The following is an 18,071-nucleotide window of genomic DNA, read 5'->3' as shown; positions in this document are numbered from 1 at the left end:
TCATATTTTTTACTCGACATCATGCGGAACCCTGACATCTGCCTGTGCGTTTCTTCCTATATCAAACAAGGGAGGAAACTATGCTGCGAGCCGGTATTTTGTGGATGATGGGCGTGCCGATTTTTGTTGTGCTGCTGATCTGGTATTTTTTCTTCTAGCCCATTGCCGGATTAAACGGCACCTCTCAGCACTCCTGTTACAGCGCACGCGCCCTATTTACAGCTCACGCGCCTTTTGAGCGCGTAAGCTTTTGCATTGTCAACTTGAAGCCTGTGCCCGGCAAGCGCTGAAAATATCCAGCTTATTATCATAGACCGAGGTTTTTACCCCCATCAAACCAAGCACTGTATGAAACAGATTATCATGTGAGGCCGGCTTGTCCGTCAGGCTGCTGATACAGGCCGCTGTCAGGCCGTCTTGTTTCAGAAAATCCGGAGCAAACCAGCTGATAAACGGTATATAGGTCTGCTCACGCGGCGCCAGAAAATATGGCATGGCATGCAGATAAAGCCCCTTTTCACCGAGCGACTCCCCGTGATCGGACATATAGATCATAGAAGACGCAAACTCATTTTCCCTCGATTTCAGAAGATCAATCACTTCGGCCAGAATTTTATCCGTATAAAGGATTGAATTATCATAGGCATTGACAATTTCCTCGTGGGTGCAATCTGCAAAATTGGATGTGCGGCAGGCTGGCTTGAAAACCTCCTGATCCTGCGGATAGCGCCGGTAATAGGCAGGGCCATGGCTGCCAAGCATATGTAATACCACCACCGTATTTGTGGTAAAACCATCAAGGCGGGATGCAAGTGTATCGACCAGAACCTGATCGTAGCACTCCCCGCCCTCGCAATTCGGATTACCGGCCTGATGCTGGCTGAGATCAATATATTCCATACGATCAGCAACACGTTTGCTGCCGGTATTATTCTCTATCCAAAGGGTTTGAATGCCGGCATGTTTGAGCACATCCATCAGGTTTTCTGACTGGCGAAACTTGCTGCTGCTATATTCCGTGCGCGGAAAAGGCGAAAACATGCAAGGCACGGAAACTGCGGTTTCTGTGCCGCAACTGGATGTATCGGAAAAATTAAACACGCCACGCTCACGCACCAGCGGATTGGTATCGCGCTCATAACCGTTAAAATTATAATTCTGGCCGCGCGCTGTCTCCCCTACCACAATCACCGTCAAACGCTTTTTAGCGCCGCCGCCGGCATTATAGGGATGAAGCTGCACAGCATCGGTGCCAAGCGGTGCGGCCACATAATTGCGCTCCATATTCGCGCGCACAAAATAGCGGATTGTGCTGCTGATCGGCGCAAGCGGATTAAGACGGCCGACAATCTCTTCCTTCTTCTCACGGAACATGGAAGAAAAAGTGCCAAAATTACTCAACGTCAATATAAGACCAAGCAACAGGCTGCCGCTGATCACCAATGTGTTAACCCACAATTTTTGCAAGAAAGGGCGATGTTTGATACGCACCAGACCAATCAGCAGGGATGGCACAATTGCAAAGAGCAAAACATAAAGAACAAATTGCCCGGTTATAAGATGTCCGGATTCTGCCTGTGTTGTTGTGGCGGCATTCTCAATCATATTTGGCGTAATAATAATACCAAAATGATCAATGAAATAAGCAGATACTGAAGAGACAATGATAAAGAATATCAGTGCCGGCTTCATCAGATAAGGCGCGGAAAATAAAACAGTCAGGCTGAATGTGAGAAGCAGCATAACCACAATGAGAATAGCCGTATTCAGGATATCCCCTGATAAGTAATTAAAAATAAAAGAAAAAACAGTCCTGTTAAAAAGTGCGACTATATATATCGAAACAATAAGGCATAATAGATTACTGCTTACGGAAATTTTTTTGAACTTCATCGTTCACCTGATGCGATATTTAAAACGCATATCTTGATCAAAAATATCAAGATATAATGTGTTTTATATTTGTTTTCAGCAAAAATGCAGTTTACTGCACGCACAAAACAACAAAACCTGTCAAAGTTTCAGACAAGCCCCTTACATTTTCAGAACAGAAAATTTGTCTGCGCCATTCAGCGCAATACTTGTTTCTGGACAAAATTATGACCATGAATAAATTTTCCGCCCACCAAGCTAAAAAAATGCCATAAAGATATTTGGCAGACAACAATAAAAGCCCTTGCCATATCGGGCGGCACAAGAGCTATAATATCATATGTAAAAGCCGTTGATATTCAGCGTAAAACACCGGCTCTGCCTGTATTTTGTCAATCACAGCCAATATGGCTCAGACTTTATGGAGAGGAGTGCTGCGATGATTACCGGACCACAATGCAAAGCAGCCCGCGCGCTGATTGAGCTGAGCAGGGAAAGACTTTCCTCTTTCTCCGGCATCAGTGTGGAGATTATTCAAAATTTTGAACGCAAGCTCAGCACGCCGGATGCTGCGGTTCTTGCAGCACTGGAACAAGCTCTTGCGCGCGCCGGTGCCGTTCTTATACCGGAAAATGGCGGCGGCATTGGTGTGCGGCTCAAATTCCCCCGCTCCGAAGCGCGGCGCATCTCCACGCTGGAGAGCGAGGGCGGCATTGCGGCCTATGATGAAGTGCCGTGATTGCCTGCCGCAACAGAGGCATTTTTCCGGCCATTCTGAAAAAGACGCAGAAACAATAATTAGGAAGCACTATTTGGTATCAAGCGCGGCTGTTGACAGGATAGAAAACAGAACCAGAACTGTAAACCGGCATTAAAGCTGTGATAATTCTATATCTAGCTAAGCTATTGTTTTCATGGTCGGAACGGCGGGATTCGAACCCACGACCCCTTGACCCCCAGTCAAGTGCGCTACCTGGCTGCGCTACGTTCCGAATACATGAACCCCTAGAATATAAAGGCTTTTTTGGCAAGCCCCATTTTACGGTGAAAAGAATATATGAAACACAAATGCCATGGTGAAACTGCCCCAAATGTAAACAGCCGCACAAAGCCCCATAATGTTTCTTTATTTAGCGACATCAGAAATGCTTGCATTGACCGGAGGTACCGGCATCCCAATCATAAACAGCAGTGCGCCGGATAATATAGGCTGTAATTATCTGGCTTTTTTCTTGCGATACAAATTTTCATCGGCGCCGGACATAACTTCCTTAAATGACTGTTTTGGCTTAAGCACTATTTTGCCGATCGTTAATGCAAGGCCATGTGGCACAGACGGCTGCTTTTGCTGAAACATACTCCCGGCGGTTTTATTCAGCCGTTCTTTGATCTGGCTGATATCAATATTCTCTGATTTAGGTATGAATGCACAAAATTCATCGCCACCAATACGCGCTATCAGACTATCTTCCGGCAATTCTTTTACCAAGGCTCCAGCAACTGCAATTACCGCATCATCACCAACAATATGACCATATTGATCATTGATCATCTTCAGATAATCAATATCAGCCAAAATGAACCAGCCGCGTACACCGGCGGAACTTACTGTATCAAATTGTTCAATAAAGCTGCGCCTGTTGAGAAGCCCGGTCAAAGGATCAACACTGGCTATGCGTGCCAGCTCATTGGCGCGGCGGATTGCCTTGCGATAAGCATGCTCAAGCCTTTCAAGACTGGCAAACCAGAACAGACAAATAGGCGTGGCAATCAAAAATGGTAATATAAGCCTGAGAACAATAGTTATTGCATCAGACCTTACGCCGGTGATCACTCTCACACCCGTGGATATCAGGACGGATATCACAACTGCACACACAACAACAATTACAGTGCGCCTCAATACAAATCTGGTAAAAAACCGCACCAACTCCGCCCCGTTTTAAACACATCTCCTGATAGCGGATCTATATTCCATATTTTTTAAATAAACTATAATCTGTGCACAACCAATCTCAACAATCGGGCTTTGTCTGTTCAAAAAAATCTCTCAAAACCAGCCCATTGCCATTATTTTGTCAGCTCCTGAATTCTCTTTGATGCCGCTGCAAATCCATCAAGAGGCACATTAAATTTAAACTCCTGACCATCCAACGATTTGGTCGATATAATTAAAGCCTTGCCTTTATACATCGCATCGCTCTGCGCTACATCAAAATTGACCGGAACAAGGCAACCCGCCGGCATACAAGTGGAAAATGCGCTTTTTACCCCTGCCTTGTTTTCATCAACCTGAAACAGGGGGGCTGCCTTAAGATCAAGGCCAAAAGGTAATAAAAACGCACCGGCAAGGCCGCTTTTTGCCGGTGTGAATTCAGCCGTTAATGCGCGCCTTCCATTTTCATCAATCTGCTGTTGCAGCATGGTGCATACCACATTTTTTGCATCAGCATTTGTCACAACACGGCAGGAAACAGTCCAGTTAGAAAAAGTTTCTGTGAGTGTTGATGCCCCGCCAGGCAGAGTGGTTGCGGCTTGTACTGATGAAACAGAAAAACATGAGAACAGACTGCCCAAAGCAACAGTTGAGAATAATGCGTAATATTTAAAAGAATATATCAAATTCGCATTCCCTATCAAACATTACCGAACCAAAACTATGAAACGGTTGTGGATTTATAATTAAATAAAATAAATATTTATCGCGGCTTTGCAGTTCAATTTGAAATTGAACCATTTAAAAACCGATCAAAATTACAATTATCGCTTGCAAACATGAAACATTGCAAAAAAACATGAATATTATTGCAAAAGATACTGACATAATTATCAAGATTCATAGATTTAATTAATAATATTAAAATTTAATAATATTATATATTTTAGAAACTAAATTTTAAATATTAAGATTATAAATAAAATAATTTTATAAAAAATTATAAAATCTCACAATTTTACCACCCTCCCCCGTAAATACGGGATTGGTAGTCATATTCATCGTATTATTATATTTTATGCAAGATTGAATCCCCCGTATCAATCAAAGCATAAAGCCCGGGCATTTTTTGCCCGGGCCAAAACTGCCAGCACTTGTGATATTTATTAAAAGTTACACAGCATCGGGAGAACTCCAGATTCTTTTGCTGAGTGCCCTGTCATATTTTATATATTGATTCAGCTTTTCTACGCCTAAAACCTTTATTAAACCAGGCTTTTCTGAAAAAAGCGAAACACCCAGCCCCATGCTCTCCTGAGGCAAAGCGTACCCCATCAGTTGCAGAACAGTGGGAAAAACATCAAACATTGCAGCCTGCTTCGTCACAATTTGTGGCGTAATATCATCTGCCAGAATTGTGAAAAAATTTATTCTTTCATGCTGCTCCAACCTTGGCGTTGCTGAATTTTTCATGGCCAGATGATCACTCATAACAACCACAATTGTATTGTTTAGCAGACCAGTTTCTTTGAGTTTTTTTATAAAACTTTCAATGTGATATCCGGTACATTTAGCAGCATATAAAATTTTCTCAGTCTTTATCTCTCCCAAATCATCCAGACATGTCTGCGTTGGATACCCCTCTGGAAAATGTCCGCCGATTGTCATTAGCGTCAGCAAAAAAGGCTTATCCTGCCCTTGAAGATATTCAATCCGCTGCGTGGCATATTCCAATAAAGTATCATCATAGAGCCCCCAGCTATTATTATAACTCCCCACTTTGGCAATCATTTGCTCATAAGCACCTGTATGATGATAACCATGCTGGGTAAGGAAACGCTTCATTCCGGCAAAACCAAGACTTGAGCCATTCAAAAACTCGGTATTATAGCCATTTCTATTTGCAATATCGCTCAAACATACAGTTCCCGGCAGAAACGCTTTACGTGCCTCAAACCGGTTTCCCTTCATGAGTCCCAACGGCTGCAACGGCACACCACATTGCGATGATATCAATCCGGCAACTGTCCACCCGGTATTAGCAACCTGTCCGATACCTTTAATATGCATACCCTGAGAGGCAATATTTATCATTCCCTGAAAGAAATCAGACGACCCCTCCAATTCAGCAAAAGTCCATTCTGTACTTTCAGCATAAATCAATATAATATTTTTATTGTTTAGTTGCGGTGAGTTTTCACCATAAGCCGGCTGAATATAATATTGCATCAAAGCCGCATTATCTTCTTTATAAAAAATACTTCCCGCAAAATAAGTAAAAAATGGCGTCATGCAAAATATCGGCAGTGCCAATAAACGATCACACAACTTTATCCGATCATCATATCGCACCAAATACCCAAGAGAAAGCAAGATAATAGATGCAATAAACAAATATTTCACACTAATCCTGTAAATATTATCTTCTGCAGTATTCTCAACCCCCATTTCTATATGAAATAATATAGATCCAATATCAAACTGGCCAAAGGACTTCTCAAACCAGATATAGAACACCATACACAAAATAGGTATGGCAGACATTATAAATCTCACAGGTCTTTTATCTTTATTATTAGACGGAACATTAAAAGCGACCAGCAAAAAAGAAAATAAAATTCCCAATATCCACCAGCTTGGTCTCGGCAACTGAGCTGCTTGCCTTACAATATAGGCAAAAGAAAATGAAAGACTAAAAACAGAAAGTAATGATATATATGAATAATCTCTAATATTGCGGAGAATTTTTCTCATATGTCGCCCCAAGAAATTGATAAAAATTCAATTATCAATTCCCTCTATTCAAACAACGCGAAAAGCGACAACTCACATTCTAAGAACGACAATTATGACAAAAATGTTACAATTTTATTTCATGCGCAGATTGTGCGGAATTAAAAAATTTAATCTTTTAAACTAATTTATTTTACTTAAATAAAATGTAATTGAGCAATGAGTATTTATATTATATAAATAATAAACCAATTACATCTGCGGAAACCATTAAATCAGCACTACAAAATGCCTGAAGGTAAATCCCAGCTGATACAAAAAACCTCCCAGCGCAAAGCATGTATGAAATTTTAAGCTGGGTGTAATTGCTGCAATGAGGCTCAGAAAAATAAACGCAGCCGCCTGTATCGGATATTCCAGACCATATAATTCATAATGGCTCCAGCCCTTCAGCAAGGTATCGCCAATATCGGTCAGATAAAGCACTGCCAATAATCCAAAAAACCATCTTCTTCGTGAGATAAAATAATCCCGATAACCGCTATATTCCTCAATATTATCGGGAAATAATAATGTGCAGAGCATAAAATAAAGCCCTGCATAGAAAATCACGAATAAATATTTTTCAAATGTCCAGACCGGAACAGAGCGCAATCCGAATTCCATCCACCAGAAATGCACCACCGATAACAGCAGAAAGCCAACCCAGGCCAGATGAACAAGATAAATTTTGTGTTTATCCGGATGCTGGATAAAACGGGCGGCACCGGTCAGCAAACGCGAAATGCAAAGCCCCAATATAATACCAATAATCATCCGCACATGCGTAAAAGCCTCTGCCGGATGCGATACGGTTTCCAGAGCCTGTTGCATTGCCCCCCCCTTTTATACCTTTCATCAATAATCCGAGCGGGCTTTGCCAGACCCTTTTATTGCACAACAGCCAGTATTACATAGCCAAGCTGCATTAATCGGTATTAACAGGATGAGCAGATATTTACTTATCCGCTCATCTTCTTTTTATTGCACGTTTAAAGACAAAAAATAAACCTATTCTATTAAGAATACATCATTATAGCCAGCTATTCCCGCATAGATCCGGCAACGGATATTTATGCAAAAACAATATAGCAGCACTTCAAAAATTCGTGCAAAAGTTACAAGCTCTGCAAAATTCAACCTGCGGAAGCGGCGGTATTCACCTTCACCACAACCGACATGCCGGGCGCAAGGCGCTCTGCCTCCGGCTGGCCGGCATCAATAGCAATGCGCACCGGCAAACGTTGTGTTACCTTGATAAAATTACCACTCGCATTATCAGCCTTAAGCACGCTGAATTCAGAGCCTGTTGCCGGTGAGAACGCCTCAATATGGCCTGTCAATGATGCATGTTCCAGCGCATCAACCATGAACTGAACCGGCTGTCCTATCCTCATGCCATGAAGCTGGGTTTCCTTGAAATTGGCCACCACCCATTTTTTATCCGGAACCAGTGCCGTCAGCTGCGCCCCTATATTCACATATTGGCCGGGTTTTGCGCCAATTTCGCCCAATATACCATCCTGCGGCGCAAGAATTTTTGTATTACTCAGATCAATTTTTGCGAGATCAACCGCCGCTTCGGCGCTGGTTACCGCTGCCTCCAGCGAGTGACGGCGCACAATAATAGCCCGCACTTCCTGCCTATTCACATCCAGCGCAGCCTCGGCCTGACTGACAGCGCCTCGTGCCTGCTCCAGTACAGACAGGGACTGATCCTCATTGCTCTGGGTCATCACCCCGCTTTTGCGCAATGGAGTGACACGGTTATAATTGGCCTCAGCCACCACCAATGCAGCTTTGGCACTGTTGAGGGCTGCTTCTGCGGCGCGTGTTCGCGCTTCAGCCGAAAGCCGGTCCTGCTCAGAATTGGCCAGGGCTGCTTTCTGGGTTTCCAGCATGGCTTGCGCCTGTTTGAGCTTTTGCACATAGATACGGTCATCCAATGTAAACAGCACATCGCCTTTTTTAACATGCAGATAATCGCGCTGCGGCACTTGCTTGATATAACCACCAAGCTGCGGACTGATTATTGTAACCTGCCCGCGTATATAGGCATTTTCCGTCATCTCAACTGAAGAGCGGAACGGCGGCAATTGCCATGCATAAAGAATAAGCAAAACACCGCACAAGCCTATTGCAAAAATAACAAGATTGGCTGAATTACGAAAAATTTTTAGCATTTCCAGAGTGTTCCAAAAAACAAATCAACCATTAGCCGGCACAAAACTGCGCCTGCATAAAAAGTGCCGGCATGCCGCCAGAACCGGCAGCACCACACGGCGGCCAACCAGAATGGCCAGCGCGGTTGCAGCCAGTGCCGCCACCAGCAAAAACAAATCATTATAGGAAAGCACAGTTGCCTCCTGCATCACCTGCCGCCCCAGTAACGCCACCCCTTCGGCCTGCACATAAACCGGATCGGTTATGACCTTGGCCGTTGCGCCGGCAAGGGCGGCAATGCGCTGCGCCACCACCGGATCGCTAAGCACAATCTGATCGTAAAGCGCACGCAGATGAAATTGCTGCCGCCATGTTACGAAGCTGCCAAAAAGTGCCGAACCAAACAGTCCGCCCACACTTTGGGTAAAAATGAAAATCACAATAAAGCTGGTTATATAGGCAGGGCCGTTTTTCAGTGCGCTCATCAGCCCTGCGGCCATTGCCGGCGGCAAAAACAACGCCCCGCCAAAAGATATCATCGCCTGACTGAGATACATCATCTGCGGCCGTGTCAGATTATTGGCATGCCCGTCCATATATGCGCCGGTGATAATAAGCAGCAGGGCAATTGAATAAATATAAAATTCCCGCCCCGGGCGGATCACCATTGCGCAGATCATACCACCTGCCAGCGAAGCTATAATAAGTACCCAATAGAGGCCGGTGCTTTGTTCGTTATATATACCAAGCGCCTGAAACATCCCCGTTGCACCGGCAGTCTGCTCGGACAAAACCACACGAAAAACCAGCAACATACCGGCAAAAGTCAAGGTTTGGCGGCTTGTCAGCCAGCGAATATTGATCAGGGGATTTTCTCGGTTTATCTCAATAGCCGCAGCCAGTGCCAGCGCGCCAAAAGAAACAGCAAGGCAGATGCCGACCCACGGCGCTTCCAGCCACCAATATAGCCGCCCGACCACCAGCATCATTGCCAGAAGGCCAAAGCCGATCGCGATCAGCGGATAACTGATAAAATCCAGTTTTTCCAATACTTTTTCATGAGGAATGGGCGTGAGTTTCAGCGTATAGACTGTTGCAAAACATATCATCGCCAGGCCAATTTCCAGCATGTAAAGCTGTTTCCACAATCCCATATCCAGCAATGCGGGTGAGATAATCCGTGCCAGCGGCGCACCAAGTGTTGTGCCCGTTAAAGCCAGACACAGCCCCCAGCTCATCTTCTTGCTCGGCGGAAAAGCCTCAATCATATAGAAAAAGCCAAGTGTTGACATGGGCGATGCTGCAGCACCCGAAAAGAAGCGCACAATCAATGCTGAATTCAAATCATGAATAAACCAGTGCAGGGATGTGGCGATCACAAAGGTCAGAAGCCCAAGTTCGGTAAATTTGCGCAAGCCATATTGTGTGCGGATTTTCATCAAAAACAGGGTCAGGCTCACATTAGGCGCCATATAGGCTGCCAGCAGCCATGTGGTTTCAGCCGCAGTTGCACCAAGCCCGCCCTGCAATTGCGGAATATTAACGGCAACCATATTCATGCCGATACCCTGGGTAATCCACATCAAAAAAGATGCGGCAACAAAGGCTGCGGAGAGCAAAAACGGCTTGGCCGGCGGTAATGGCGCAGGAGCTGCGGGCGGCGTTTTTTCCGTGGGGGCTGCGGTTTCCTGCGGCGCTTCGCCCTGCACCCCCTCTTGCATTGCATTGTGTTTTTCCGGTTGCGCAACAGCCTGCCCCGCATCTGGTATAGTTTGCGGGGTGTGGTTCAGCTCTGCGTCACTATCATCCTTGGCGCCAATGCGCCCATCCGTTTTACCGGTTGTTTCTGCCATTCTTTTCCACTCAAAACACTGCTAACACCGGATATAATTGCAAAAAGCCGCCATCGCCCTGCAACCACACGCCCTAACTGATGGCATCCATATTTTTTAAAATGATGCGTAAAATACGCAGCCCCACATCCAGATCCTCCTCACCCAGCCCCTCAAGAATACGAATGCGCAAAACTTCAGCCACCTGCTGCAGTTCCGCAACCTGTTCATGGGCTGTTTCCGTGAGGCTGATATGCTTGGCGCGCCTGTCGCCCTCCACATGACTGCGAATAACAAGCCCTTGTTTTTCAAGCCCGTCCAGCAAACGCACCAATGTGGGGGTTTCAATCTCCAAAGCGGCGGCAAGCTCAGTCTGTGTCATGCATTGATGATTGGAGAGCAGAAATAATGCACGCGCCCGCGGCAATGTCATATCATGTTCTTTGGCAAATATATCAAACAGGCGGCGCAATTTGCGCCCCACCACTGACATATCTGTGAGCAAGTCCGCCCGTTTTCTGGCAATCATATGTTCCATAAGCACACAAATAAGTAGGATGCTAACAATTATTCGACCTATAAAATATTTTTTGTTTCATTACAATCAGCGGCTATTCATATAAACTGCGTCCACATGTTCAATTTTTTGTCATGAGGATAGAATGTCAGCCAAACTCAGATCTTTTATCAAATCAGCACCGGTAATTGCAGGGCTTATTATCAGCGGCGCCGGCGTCGCATCCGCGGCTGATACGGATATTCATGGCAACTGGATAGTTGAGCGTATTCAAGGCCACAGGATTAAGGGCGAAACCCGATCCACACTGGATATTGCTGATGACAATAAAATTTCCGGCACCGGCGGTTGCAATCGCTATATGGGCAGTATGGAAATCAAAGGCGATAGGATCAGGGTTTTACCGGCAGGTGCAACCATGATGGCCTGCCCGCCAGAAATAATGAAGCAGGATGCCCGTTTTCATGCAGCATTGCGGCTGGTGACCAGCTGGAAAATCAAACGCAATCATCTGATTCTGACAGATGCCCAAAACCGCGAGGTTTTGCGCCTGAAACGTGGCTGAATACACGTGAAAGCTAAAGGCAAATTGCCCTCGATGCATAAAAATGGCGGTAAAACCCGCCATTTTTGCGAAATACTATTTCAGAAAAATATGTCAGCGCACCTGATCAAGCAGGCGTTTGCATTCCAACAGGTCAAACAACGCCTCCTGCAATAATGTGCGGCTATCTTTATTCAGGCGTTTGGCATCCAGCCCCACCGGCCCCTCTTCATCCCCGCGCAAAAGGCCAAACAATTTGCGCCCGCCGGAAGACTGGCGCGGCGTTTCCGGATCATAATCTTCAATTGCGGCATTTTGCGCTGTAGCAGCCTGTTTTTGACGGGTTATCGCCTCAACGGCCGCCACATCGCCATTGCCGAGCGCGATGATAAATTGCGCATTATTTTCACGCAATAAACGCTGCACACCCTTGATTGTATAGCCCTGATCATACAGCAGATGACGTATGCCTTTCAGCAATTCCACATCATGAGGGCGATAATAACGCCGCCCGCCACCGCGTTTCATCGGCTTGATTTGTGTAAAGCGCGTCTCCCAGAAACGCAGCACATGTTGCGGCAAATCCAGATCATCTGCCACCTCACTGATCGTTTTAAACGCATCAGGACTTTTATTCATGCACTGCCCCTTTCCGGTTATAAAGGAGGATCACTCACACTCTATTATAAACAGCCGCACCCTCATCAGTCAGCCGTCATAATTCTGGGTTCATTGTTTTTTTCCAAACAAGAACTTACGCCCTATAGCCGTAAAATTAAGGATATATTCTGACAGCAACAGGGATTATGCGGCTTTCAGCCGGATAAAGTTCAGCAGAAGCAATGATTCTTGTTCTTGTAAAGCATAAGGCAAAACGCCTAAACTGTATAATAAATTACATAAAAAGGGATTTCAGCGCGATTTTTGCCATCGCAGCTGATAATATACAGTTTTCTGAAGCTGAGGCTGAAGAAACCCAATGTCAGGAATTAGAGCAGGAACAGCGCAGGCCTGTTATACAGGGCACGACCATTGAAAATGCAAGGCCAGCGCTGCCATGCTGTTTTAGCTTTCAAATATTCCGCCACAATATGATAAAACCGCAGACATAAAACAGGCAGCGAGCCCGCCTGCGCGCCAAATTTTTAAACCATAAAATCTCAAACCATATAGATCATGAACCGGCACCGGCTATCAATAAACCGGCGCCTTATTCATTATCAGGCAATATTTATCCTCAGGCAACAATCAGGCTTTGGCCTTTTTGCCCAGACGGGCAAGATGCTGATCCAAAATACGTTGCTTGAGCACATTGGATGCCTTGAAAGTTATAACCCTGCGCGGGAGGATCGGCACCTCCTCGCCGGTTTTAGGATTACGGCCAATGCGCTCATTCTTGTCGCGTACCTGAAAAGTAGCAAAAGATGAGAGCTTAACCGTTTCACCATTCACAATGGCATCACAGACTTCGTCAAGAATCATTTCAACAAGCGATGCGGATTCAGTGCGTGACAGCCCTACCTTGCGATAGACAGCTTCAGCCAGATCGGCACGCGTGACAGTCTTACCCCCCATGATGAACCTACTCGGCTAGCGTTAAAGGTGATAATCTCTTGTATGTGCAACAGGTTACACAGATGCAATGCCGATGGTCAAGCAGACTTTTGTCTTGTTTTGCTATTCTTTCGCCCTGTCAAACCGTTAAAAAGCTTTTTTACTCTTTACCAGCGCAGCAAAACCGCACCCCATGTAAAGCCACCCCCCATTGCCTCAAGCAAAATCAGATCGCCTTTTTTGATGCGCCCGTCCTGCACTGCTGTTGCCAACGCCAACGGAACAGAGGCTGCGGAAGTGTTGCCATGACGGTCAACCGTGATCACCACTTTATGTTCAGCAATATTCAATTTCTTGGCGGAGGCATCAATAATACGCTTATTGGCCTGATGCGGCACAAACCAGTCAATATCTTCTGCGGTCAGGCCGGTCGTGGCAAAAGATGCCTCAATCACATCAGTGATCATGCCCACGGCATGTTTAAACACTTCACGGCCTTCCATACGCAAATGGCCAACCGTCTGCGTGGTTGAGGGGCCACCATCCACATAGAGCTTTTCCCGATGGTCACCATCAGAGCGCAGATTTGCTGTCAATACACCGCGGTCGGATGTCAGGCCGTTGCCTTCAGCGGCTTCTAGAATAATTGCGCCTGCGCCATCGCCAAACAAAACACAGGTTGTACGGTCTTTCCAATCAAGGATACGGGAAAATGTTTCTGCACCAATCACCAGCACGCGCCGTGCCATGCCGCCGCGAATATACATATCTGCCGTGGTGACAGCATAGACAAAACCACTGCAAACGGCTTGCATATCAAAGGCAAAACCATGCCTCATGCCCAATGCATTCTGAATTTCGACCGCACTTGCAGGAAAAGTATGATTGGGCGTGGAAGTGGCAAGGATGATCAGATCAATATCGGCAGCAGTCAGGCCGGCATTATCCAGTGCCGCCTGCGCAGCCCTTGTGCCCAGTGAGACCGTGGTTTCACCCTCACCGGCAATATAACGCTGGCGGATGCCGGTGCGCTGAATGATCCATTCGTCCGATGTATCAACAACACCTTCCAGCTCGGCATTTTTTACAATACGTTCCGGTGTTGCCGCACCAATGCCTTTTACGACGGATCTGATCATCAACAATTTTCCTGTCTGACATATCGGCCAAGACCAGCGATTGGCTGCGCTGTTTATATTGCCGGATACATAGATTGAATCTTCATTTATAATACCAAAACATTGCGCATCATTCTAAATGCCTGATGTTTAAAATATTATATATTCTGTCAGTCATAACAAAACCCTACCGGTTCGGCGATAGCTGACAGAATAATCGCTTATATGAAAATCATATATGGCGAATTTTGGAACAGACACCACCTGCATTTGCAAGCCTCTATGCCGGTTCTTCCCTTATTTACACCGTGCGGATTGCCTCACCTATCACACGGTCCCGGCCTGTCTTTTCCTGTCTGGTCTTGCTTTGGGGTGCCGGCGGTGCCGTCAATAGCGGCACTGTCAATATTATAATGGCTGTAAAAAGCTGTCAGATCAGCCTCGATTTTCTGTAATAAGCTGTTGCGCACCATATCATAGCCAACCTCGATTGCCGAACAGACCCCTTCAGCATCCGCACCGCCATGGCTTTTGATAACCACGCCATTCAGCCCCAGAAATACACCGCCATTGACCTTGTTCGGATCCATCTTCTCACGCAGGCGGTCAAAAGCGCCTTTAGCAAAAATATAGCCAAGGCGTGCCATCCATGTACGGCTCATTGCAGCGCGCAAATAAGAGGCTATCTGTTTTGCCGTTCCTTCTGCGGTTTTCAGCGCGATATTGCCGGAAAAACCCTCCGTAACCACAACATCCACTGTACCCTTGCCAATATCATTACCCTCGACAAAACCGCTATATTCAAGCCCGGGCAATGGTGTGGCTTTCAGCGCCGCGCCGGCCTCCTTAATGGCATCAAGACCCTTCACCTCTTCCACGCCAATATTAAGAAGCCCCACGGTCGGGCGTTTGATTTCAAACAAGGCGCGCGCCATGCCGGCGCCCATAACCGAATAATCAATCAACTGGCGGGCATCTGCACCAATGCTTGCCCCCACATCCAGCACAATGCTTTCACCGCGTGCGGTTGGCCAGATTGCCGCAATGGCCGGGCGCTCTACATTGGCGATCATGCGCAGGCAGAATTTGGCCATAGCCATCAATGCGCCGGTATTACCGGCAGAGACGCACACATCCGCCTCGCCATTTTTAACAGCAGCGATTGCCTGCCACATGGTGGATTTGCCACGACCATTGCGCAGCGCCTGACTTGGCTTATCATCCATCTGCACAGCCATTTCACAGATATGCAGGACGGAAGCTGCTTTCAGCTTGGGAAATTTATCAAGAAAGGGCTCAACCTGCCCTGAAAGCCCGTAAAAAACAAATCGCATATCGGGGTGACGCTCCAGCGCGTTGGCTGCAGCCGGAATTACCACTTCGGGGCCGAAATCCCCGCCCATAGCGTCAATAGAAATTGTGACCACTTGATCGTCCTGTACCGGTCTGTTGCAAACCACAGCGGATTTGCCGAAAAAGTCTGCCTGCCGGCATGTTTTAAAAATATATATTCCGCAAGCCATACAGCCCGCAATGAATATATTCCTTGTTATAGAATTTGCAGTGCTGCCGCTTTTTTCTCAGCAACCTGCCCTTAAAGTGCGCAAAATAGCCTTTTTGCCTGCTCGCACAACTTTATTTTTATTTTCTATCTCATCAGCTTGCAGCTCACAAACCATGTTCTTGATTATAAAGCACTTTAAGCCTTCCGCCACCGCGCCGCAGCGCAGGCAGACAAAGGGCAAACAAAGATATCAGTTTTTATCGCGTAATTTTGCAAGGCCGGCAAAAGGCGAATCCGGACGAATAATTTCTGCCTCCCCCTCATGCTCATCTTCGATCATTTCAATATAATCTGCATCGCTTTTACGCGGATAAGGATCAATCGCCAGTTCAAAAAACTCCTCAGCAACCGCACCAAGATCAATCTTGTCTCCGGAAAAAGTCTCCGGCATATCCGGCCCTTCCGCGTCAATCAGCATTTCACCGCTTTCATCCACACGGATACGGGCAAGGCGCGAGTTCTCCGGAACAAAAACAGTGTCCACCTCCTGCGCAATCACCGCATCAACCGGCTCCAGCGTGGCCACACAAGCCTGCACAATCTGTGCATTAATATGGCCGCGCAATCTGATTCCGTCTTTTTTCCACGGTGTAATCAAAAAATCCGCCGCAAAAGACGCAACTGACAATAAGCCATGATTTTCAGCAAGCTGCATCAGCTCCCTGTCATTGGCCTCAAGTTTAACGCTAATGCCTTTTGGCGGCACATGCACCACCGAAACCGGAAACACCAATGCTGTTTTGTCCGGCACATTATGTTTTATCATGTCAGTTCCAGTTCTGTCTAACGGACATTTCAGCAATATCAGCCCGCAATTTAAGGGGTTAATAATACAATATTTATGATGCGCCTATATATATTTAGGATGCACCGGTATGTTTCGCAAAGAACTGCGCAATTTTCCGGCACTGTTTATTTCTTAATTTATCCAGCCCGATTTTATGAAAACACAAAACTGCCATCAAGGTAACTGCTATCCGGCTGTGCATGCAGATGATCGCGCATTTGCACAATATAAACAGCCAGATTATGGCTTTGCGGCCAGTTTTCGCCTGCTTCTGCCAGATCGGGGCGTATATTGCGGGTTAGCGCGGCAGCCAGAGCCTGTAAATTATCGCCATCCAGCCCCTCTTCATAGGCCAGCACGCGGCCATAATACATCCGCGCCAGCTTCTTCATCCGTTTGGGCACAGCCTGATCCCCGATACCCAGTTCACGCAGGGAATGATCCACATCCTTGAAGAATTCTTCAGCTATATCCTGTGCCAGCTGTTTCAGCGCCGGCTTTTCTGATTTCAGCCGGTGCATCAATAAAAAAACATGCAAGGACAGCATTTCATAACGGCCGATCGGGGTATCGGGCACAAAAAACGATGCATAAAGGAGCTTTTGTCGTGCTGCCGCCACGATTTTTTCATAAACGGACAATGTAATTGCTTCATTTACTCGGGATTTGCGCCTTAATAAATTAAGAATCATTATTTTACGCCCATGCTTTTGTTGCATCCGGATGCAAGGTGGTTTACCCAAGTTCATCAGGATACGGAAGTACCGTTGGGATTTTGGTTATGGAGATGTCGTCGTTGCAGCGTATTTTCGCAAAAAACCGCAGCAAAAGCTTGTTCGCCACAGGCGCAATCATGCTTTTTTCGCTCACGCTTGCCGGTTGCAATGCCGCAAGCACACTCAACCCTTCAGAAGTTTTTACTGAAGGGTACGTCCTAGATGAACAGGCGCTTGATTCTGTTCCTGTCGGTTCCAGCCGTGAGCAGGTTCTGCTGACGCTCGGCACACCGTCAACAACCGCCACATTCGATAATGAAGTCTTCTACTATATTTCGCAGAAGCGTTATCGTGTGGCACAATTCATGACGCCCAAAATCATCGACCGCCGCATTCTTGCTGTTTACTTCAACAAGAATGGCAAGGTTGAGAAAATCGCCCATTACGGCCTGCAGGATGGTAAAGTTTTTGATTTTATCTCCCGCACCACACCAACAGGCGGCAAGGATCAGAGCTTTATCGGCCAGCTTATTCAGGGTGTTGGCAAAATGCCGACCTCCCTGCCGGGCGCCATGTAAGATAAAACAATGTAAGATAAAGCAATTTGCAAGGCCAAACCTTCAAAATGCCGGTGAGCAACCTCACCGGCATTTTTGTTTTGTGTCTGTTTTATGCATTTCCGGCAAAACAGCTTTT

At 46.3% G+C, this 18,071-nt stretch carries 18 protein-coding genes and 1 tRNA gene; 4 read left to right on the top strand and 15 right to left on the bottom strand.

The window, feature by feature from the left end:
• Positions 1-258: 258 nt before the first annotated feature.
• A complete protein-coding gene (locus tag ACSTTO_RS08105) occupies positions 259-1,893 on the bottom strand; it encodes a phosphoethanolamine transferase (protein WP_439272642.1) in 1,635 nt (544 codons plus the stop codon).
• Positions 1,894-2,311: 418 nt separating this feature from the next.
• On the opposite strand from ACSTTO_RS08105, the gene ACSTTO_RS08100 reads away from it, so the two are divergent.
• On the top strand, positions 2,312-2,611 hold the full coding sequence (locus ACSTTO_RS08100; RefSeq protein ID WP_439272641.1) for an XRE family transcriptional regulator: 300 nt from the start codon (positions 2,312-2,314) through the stop codon (positions 2,609-2,611).
• 176 nt (positions 2,612-2,787) lie between these two features.
• On the opposite strand, the gene ACSTTO_RS08095 is transcribed toward ACSTTO_RS08100, so the two are convergent.
• The 8 genes from ACSTTO_RS08095 to ACSTTO_RS08060 form a co-directional block, all read right to left on the bottom strand.
• Positions 2,788-2,864: transfer RNA gene (locus ACSTTO_RS08095), tRNA-Pro, on the bottom strand.
• Positions 2,865-3,088: 224 nt separating this feature from the next.
• Positions 3,089-3,799 carry a GGDEF domain-containing protein gene (locus ACSTTO_RS08090; protein ID WP_439272640.1) on the bottom strand — a complete coding sequence of 237 codons (711 nt, stop codon included), beginning with the start codon at positions 3,797-3,799 and terminating at the stop codon, positions 3,089-3,091.
• A 143-nt stretch (positions 3,800-3,942) separates the two neighbouring features.
• Entirely contained in the window at positions 3,943-4,494 is a 552-nt protein-coding gene (locus tag ACSTTO_RS08085; RefSeq protein ID WP_439272639.1) for an invasion associated locus B family protein, read from the bottom strand.
• Positions 4,495-4,981: 487 nt separating this feature from the next.
• Entirely contained in the window at positions 4,982-6,562 is a 1,581-nt protein-coding gene (locus ACSTTO_RS08080) for a sulfatase-like hydrolase/transferase (protein WP_439272638.1), read from the bottom strand.
• Positions 6,563-6,811: 249 nt separating this feature from the next.
• Positions 6,812-7,414: a hypothetical protein gene (locus tag ACSTTO_RS08075; protein ID WP_439272637.1), complete on the bottom strand. Its 603-nt coding sequence runs from the start codon at positions 7,412-7,414 to the stop codon at positions 6,812-6,814.
• A 302-nt stretch (positions 7,415-7,716) separates the two neighbouring features.
• Positions 7,717-8,763, bottom strand: coding sequence for an HlyD family secretion protein (locus ACSTTO_RS08070; RefSeq protein ID WP_439272636.1), 1,047 nt, complete (start codon positions 8,761-8,763; stop codon positions 7,717-7,719).
• Positions 8,764-8,787: 24 nt separating this feature from the next.
• Entirely contained in the window at positions 8,788-10,464 is a 1,677-nt protein-coding gene (locus ACSTTO_RS08065) for an MFS transporter (RefSeq protein WP_439272852.1), read from the bottom strand.
• Between the two features lie 205 nt (positions 10,465-10,669).
• Positions 10,670-11,104: a MarR family winged helix-turn-helix transcriptional regulator gene (locus tag ACSTTO_RS08060; RefSeq protein ID WP_439272635.1), complete on the bottom strand. Its 435-nt coding sequence runs from the start codon at positions 11,102-11,104 to the stop codon at positions 10,670-10,672.
• 133 nt (positions 11,105-11,237) lie between these two features.
• On the opposite strand from ACSTTO_RS08060, the gene ACSTTO_RS08055 reads away from it, so the two are divergent.
• On the top strand, positions 11,238-11,657 hold the full coding sequence (locus tag ACSTTO_RS08055) for an META domain-containing protein (RefSeq protein ID WP_439272634.1): 420 nt from the start codon (positions 11,238-11,240) through the stop codon (positions 11,655-11,657).
• Between the two features lie 93 nt (positions 11,658-11,750).
• Here the strand turns inward: ACSTTO_RS08055 and ACSTTO_RS08050 are convergent, their stop codons facing one another.
• Positions 11,751-12,275, bottom strand: a complete 525-nt coding sequence (locus ACSTTO_RS08050; protein ID WP_439272633.1) for a MerR family transcriptional regulator — start codon at positions 12,273-12,275, stop codon at positions 11,751-11,753.
• 203 nt (positions 12,276-12,478) lie between these two features.
• Here ACSTTO_RS08050 and ACSTTO_RS08045 point away from each other — a divergent pair, with 203 nt between their 5' ends.
• On the top strand, positions 12,479-12,748 hold the full coding sequence (locus ACSTTO_RS08045) for a hypothetical protein (protein ID WP_439272632.1): 270 nt from the start codon (positions 12,479-12,481) through the stop codon (positions 12,746-12,748).
• 136 nt (positions 12,749-12,884) lie between these two features.
• Here ACSTTO_RS08045 and ACSTTO_RS08040 read toward each other — a convergent pair whose 3' ends face one another.
• From ACSTTO_RS08040 to ACSTTO_RS08020, 5 genes are all read right to left on the bottom strand, one after another.
• On the bottom strand, positions 12,885-13,211 hold the full coding sequence (locus ACSTTO_RS08040) for an integration host factor subunit alpha (RefSeq protein WP_439272631.1): 327 nt from the start codon (positions 13,209-13,211) through the stop codon (positions 12,885-12,887).
• A 146-nt stretch (positions 13,212-13,357) separates the two neighbouring features.
• Positions 13,358-14,329: a beta-ketoacyl-ACP synthase III gene (locus tag ACSTTO_RS08035; RefSeq protein WP_439272630.1), complete on the bottom strand. Its 972-nt coding sequence runs from the start codon at positions 14,327-14,329 to the stop codon at positions 13,358-13,360.
• 299 nt (positions 14,330-14,628) lie between these two features.
• Positions 14,629-15,735, bottom strand: a complete 1,107-nt coding sequence (gene plsX / locus ACSTTO_RS08030; protein ID WP_439272629.1) for a phosphate acyltransferase PlsX — start codon at positions 15,733-15,735, stop codon at positions 14,629-14,631.
• 327 nt (positions 15,736-16,062) lie between these two features.
• Positions 16,063-16,623 carry a YceD family protein gene (locus tag ACSTTO_RS08025; RefSeq protein ID WP_439272851.1) on the bottom strand — a complete coding sequence of 187 codons (561 nt, stop codon included), beginning with the start codon at positions 16,621-16,623 and terminating at the stop codon, positions 16,063-16,065.
• 188 nt (positions 16,624-16,811) lie between these two features.
• Positions 16,812-17,351 carry a ubiquinol-cytochrome C chaperone family protein gene (locus ACSTTO_RS08020; RefSeq protein WP_439272628.1) on the bottom strand — a complete coding sequence of 180 codons (540 nt, stop codon included), beginning with the start codon at positions 17,349-17,351 and terminating at the stop codon, positions 16,812-16,814.
• Positions 17,352-17,440: 89 nt separating this feature from the next.
• On the opposite strand from ACSTTO_RS08020, the gene ACSTTO_RS08015 reads away from it, so the two are divergent.
• A complete protein-coding gene (locus ACSTTO_RS08015; RefSeq protein ID WP_439272627.1) occupies positions 17,441-17,953 on the top strand; it encodes an outer membrane protein assembly factor BamE in 513 nt (170 codons plus the stop codon).
• The last annotated feature ends 118 nt before the right edge of the window (positions 17,954-18,071 follow it).

It is taken from the genome of Pseudochrobactrum albidum (genome assembly GCF_051851455.1).
Taxonomy (GTDB): domain Bacteria; phylum Pseudomonadota; class Alphaproteobacteria; order Rhizobiales; family Rhizobiaceae; genus Pseudochrobactrum.
The sequence above is the reverse complement of the archived record's forward strand: the minus strand, read 5'-3'. Positions and strand labels throughout refer to the sequence as shown.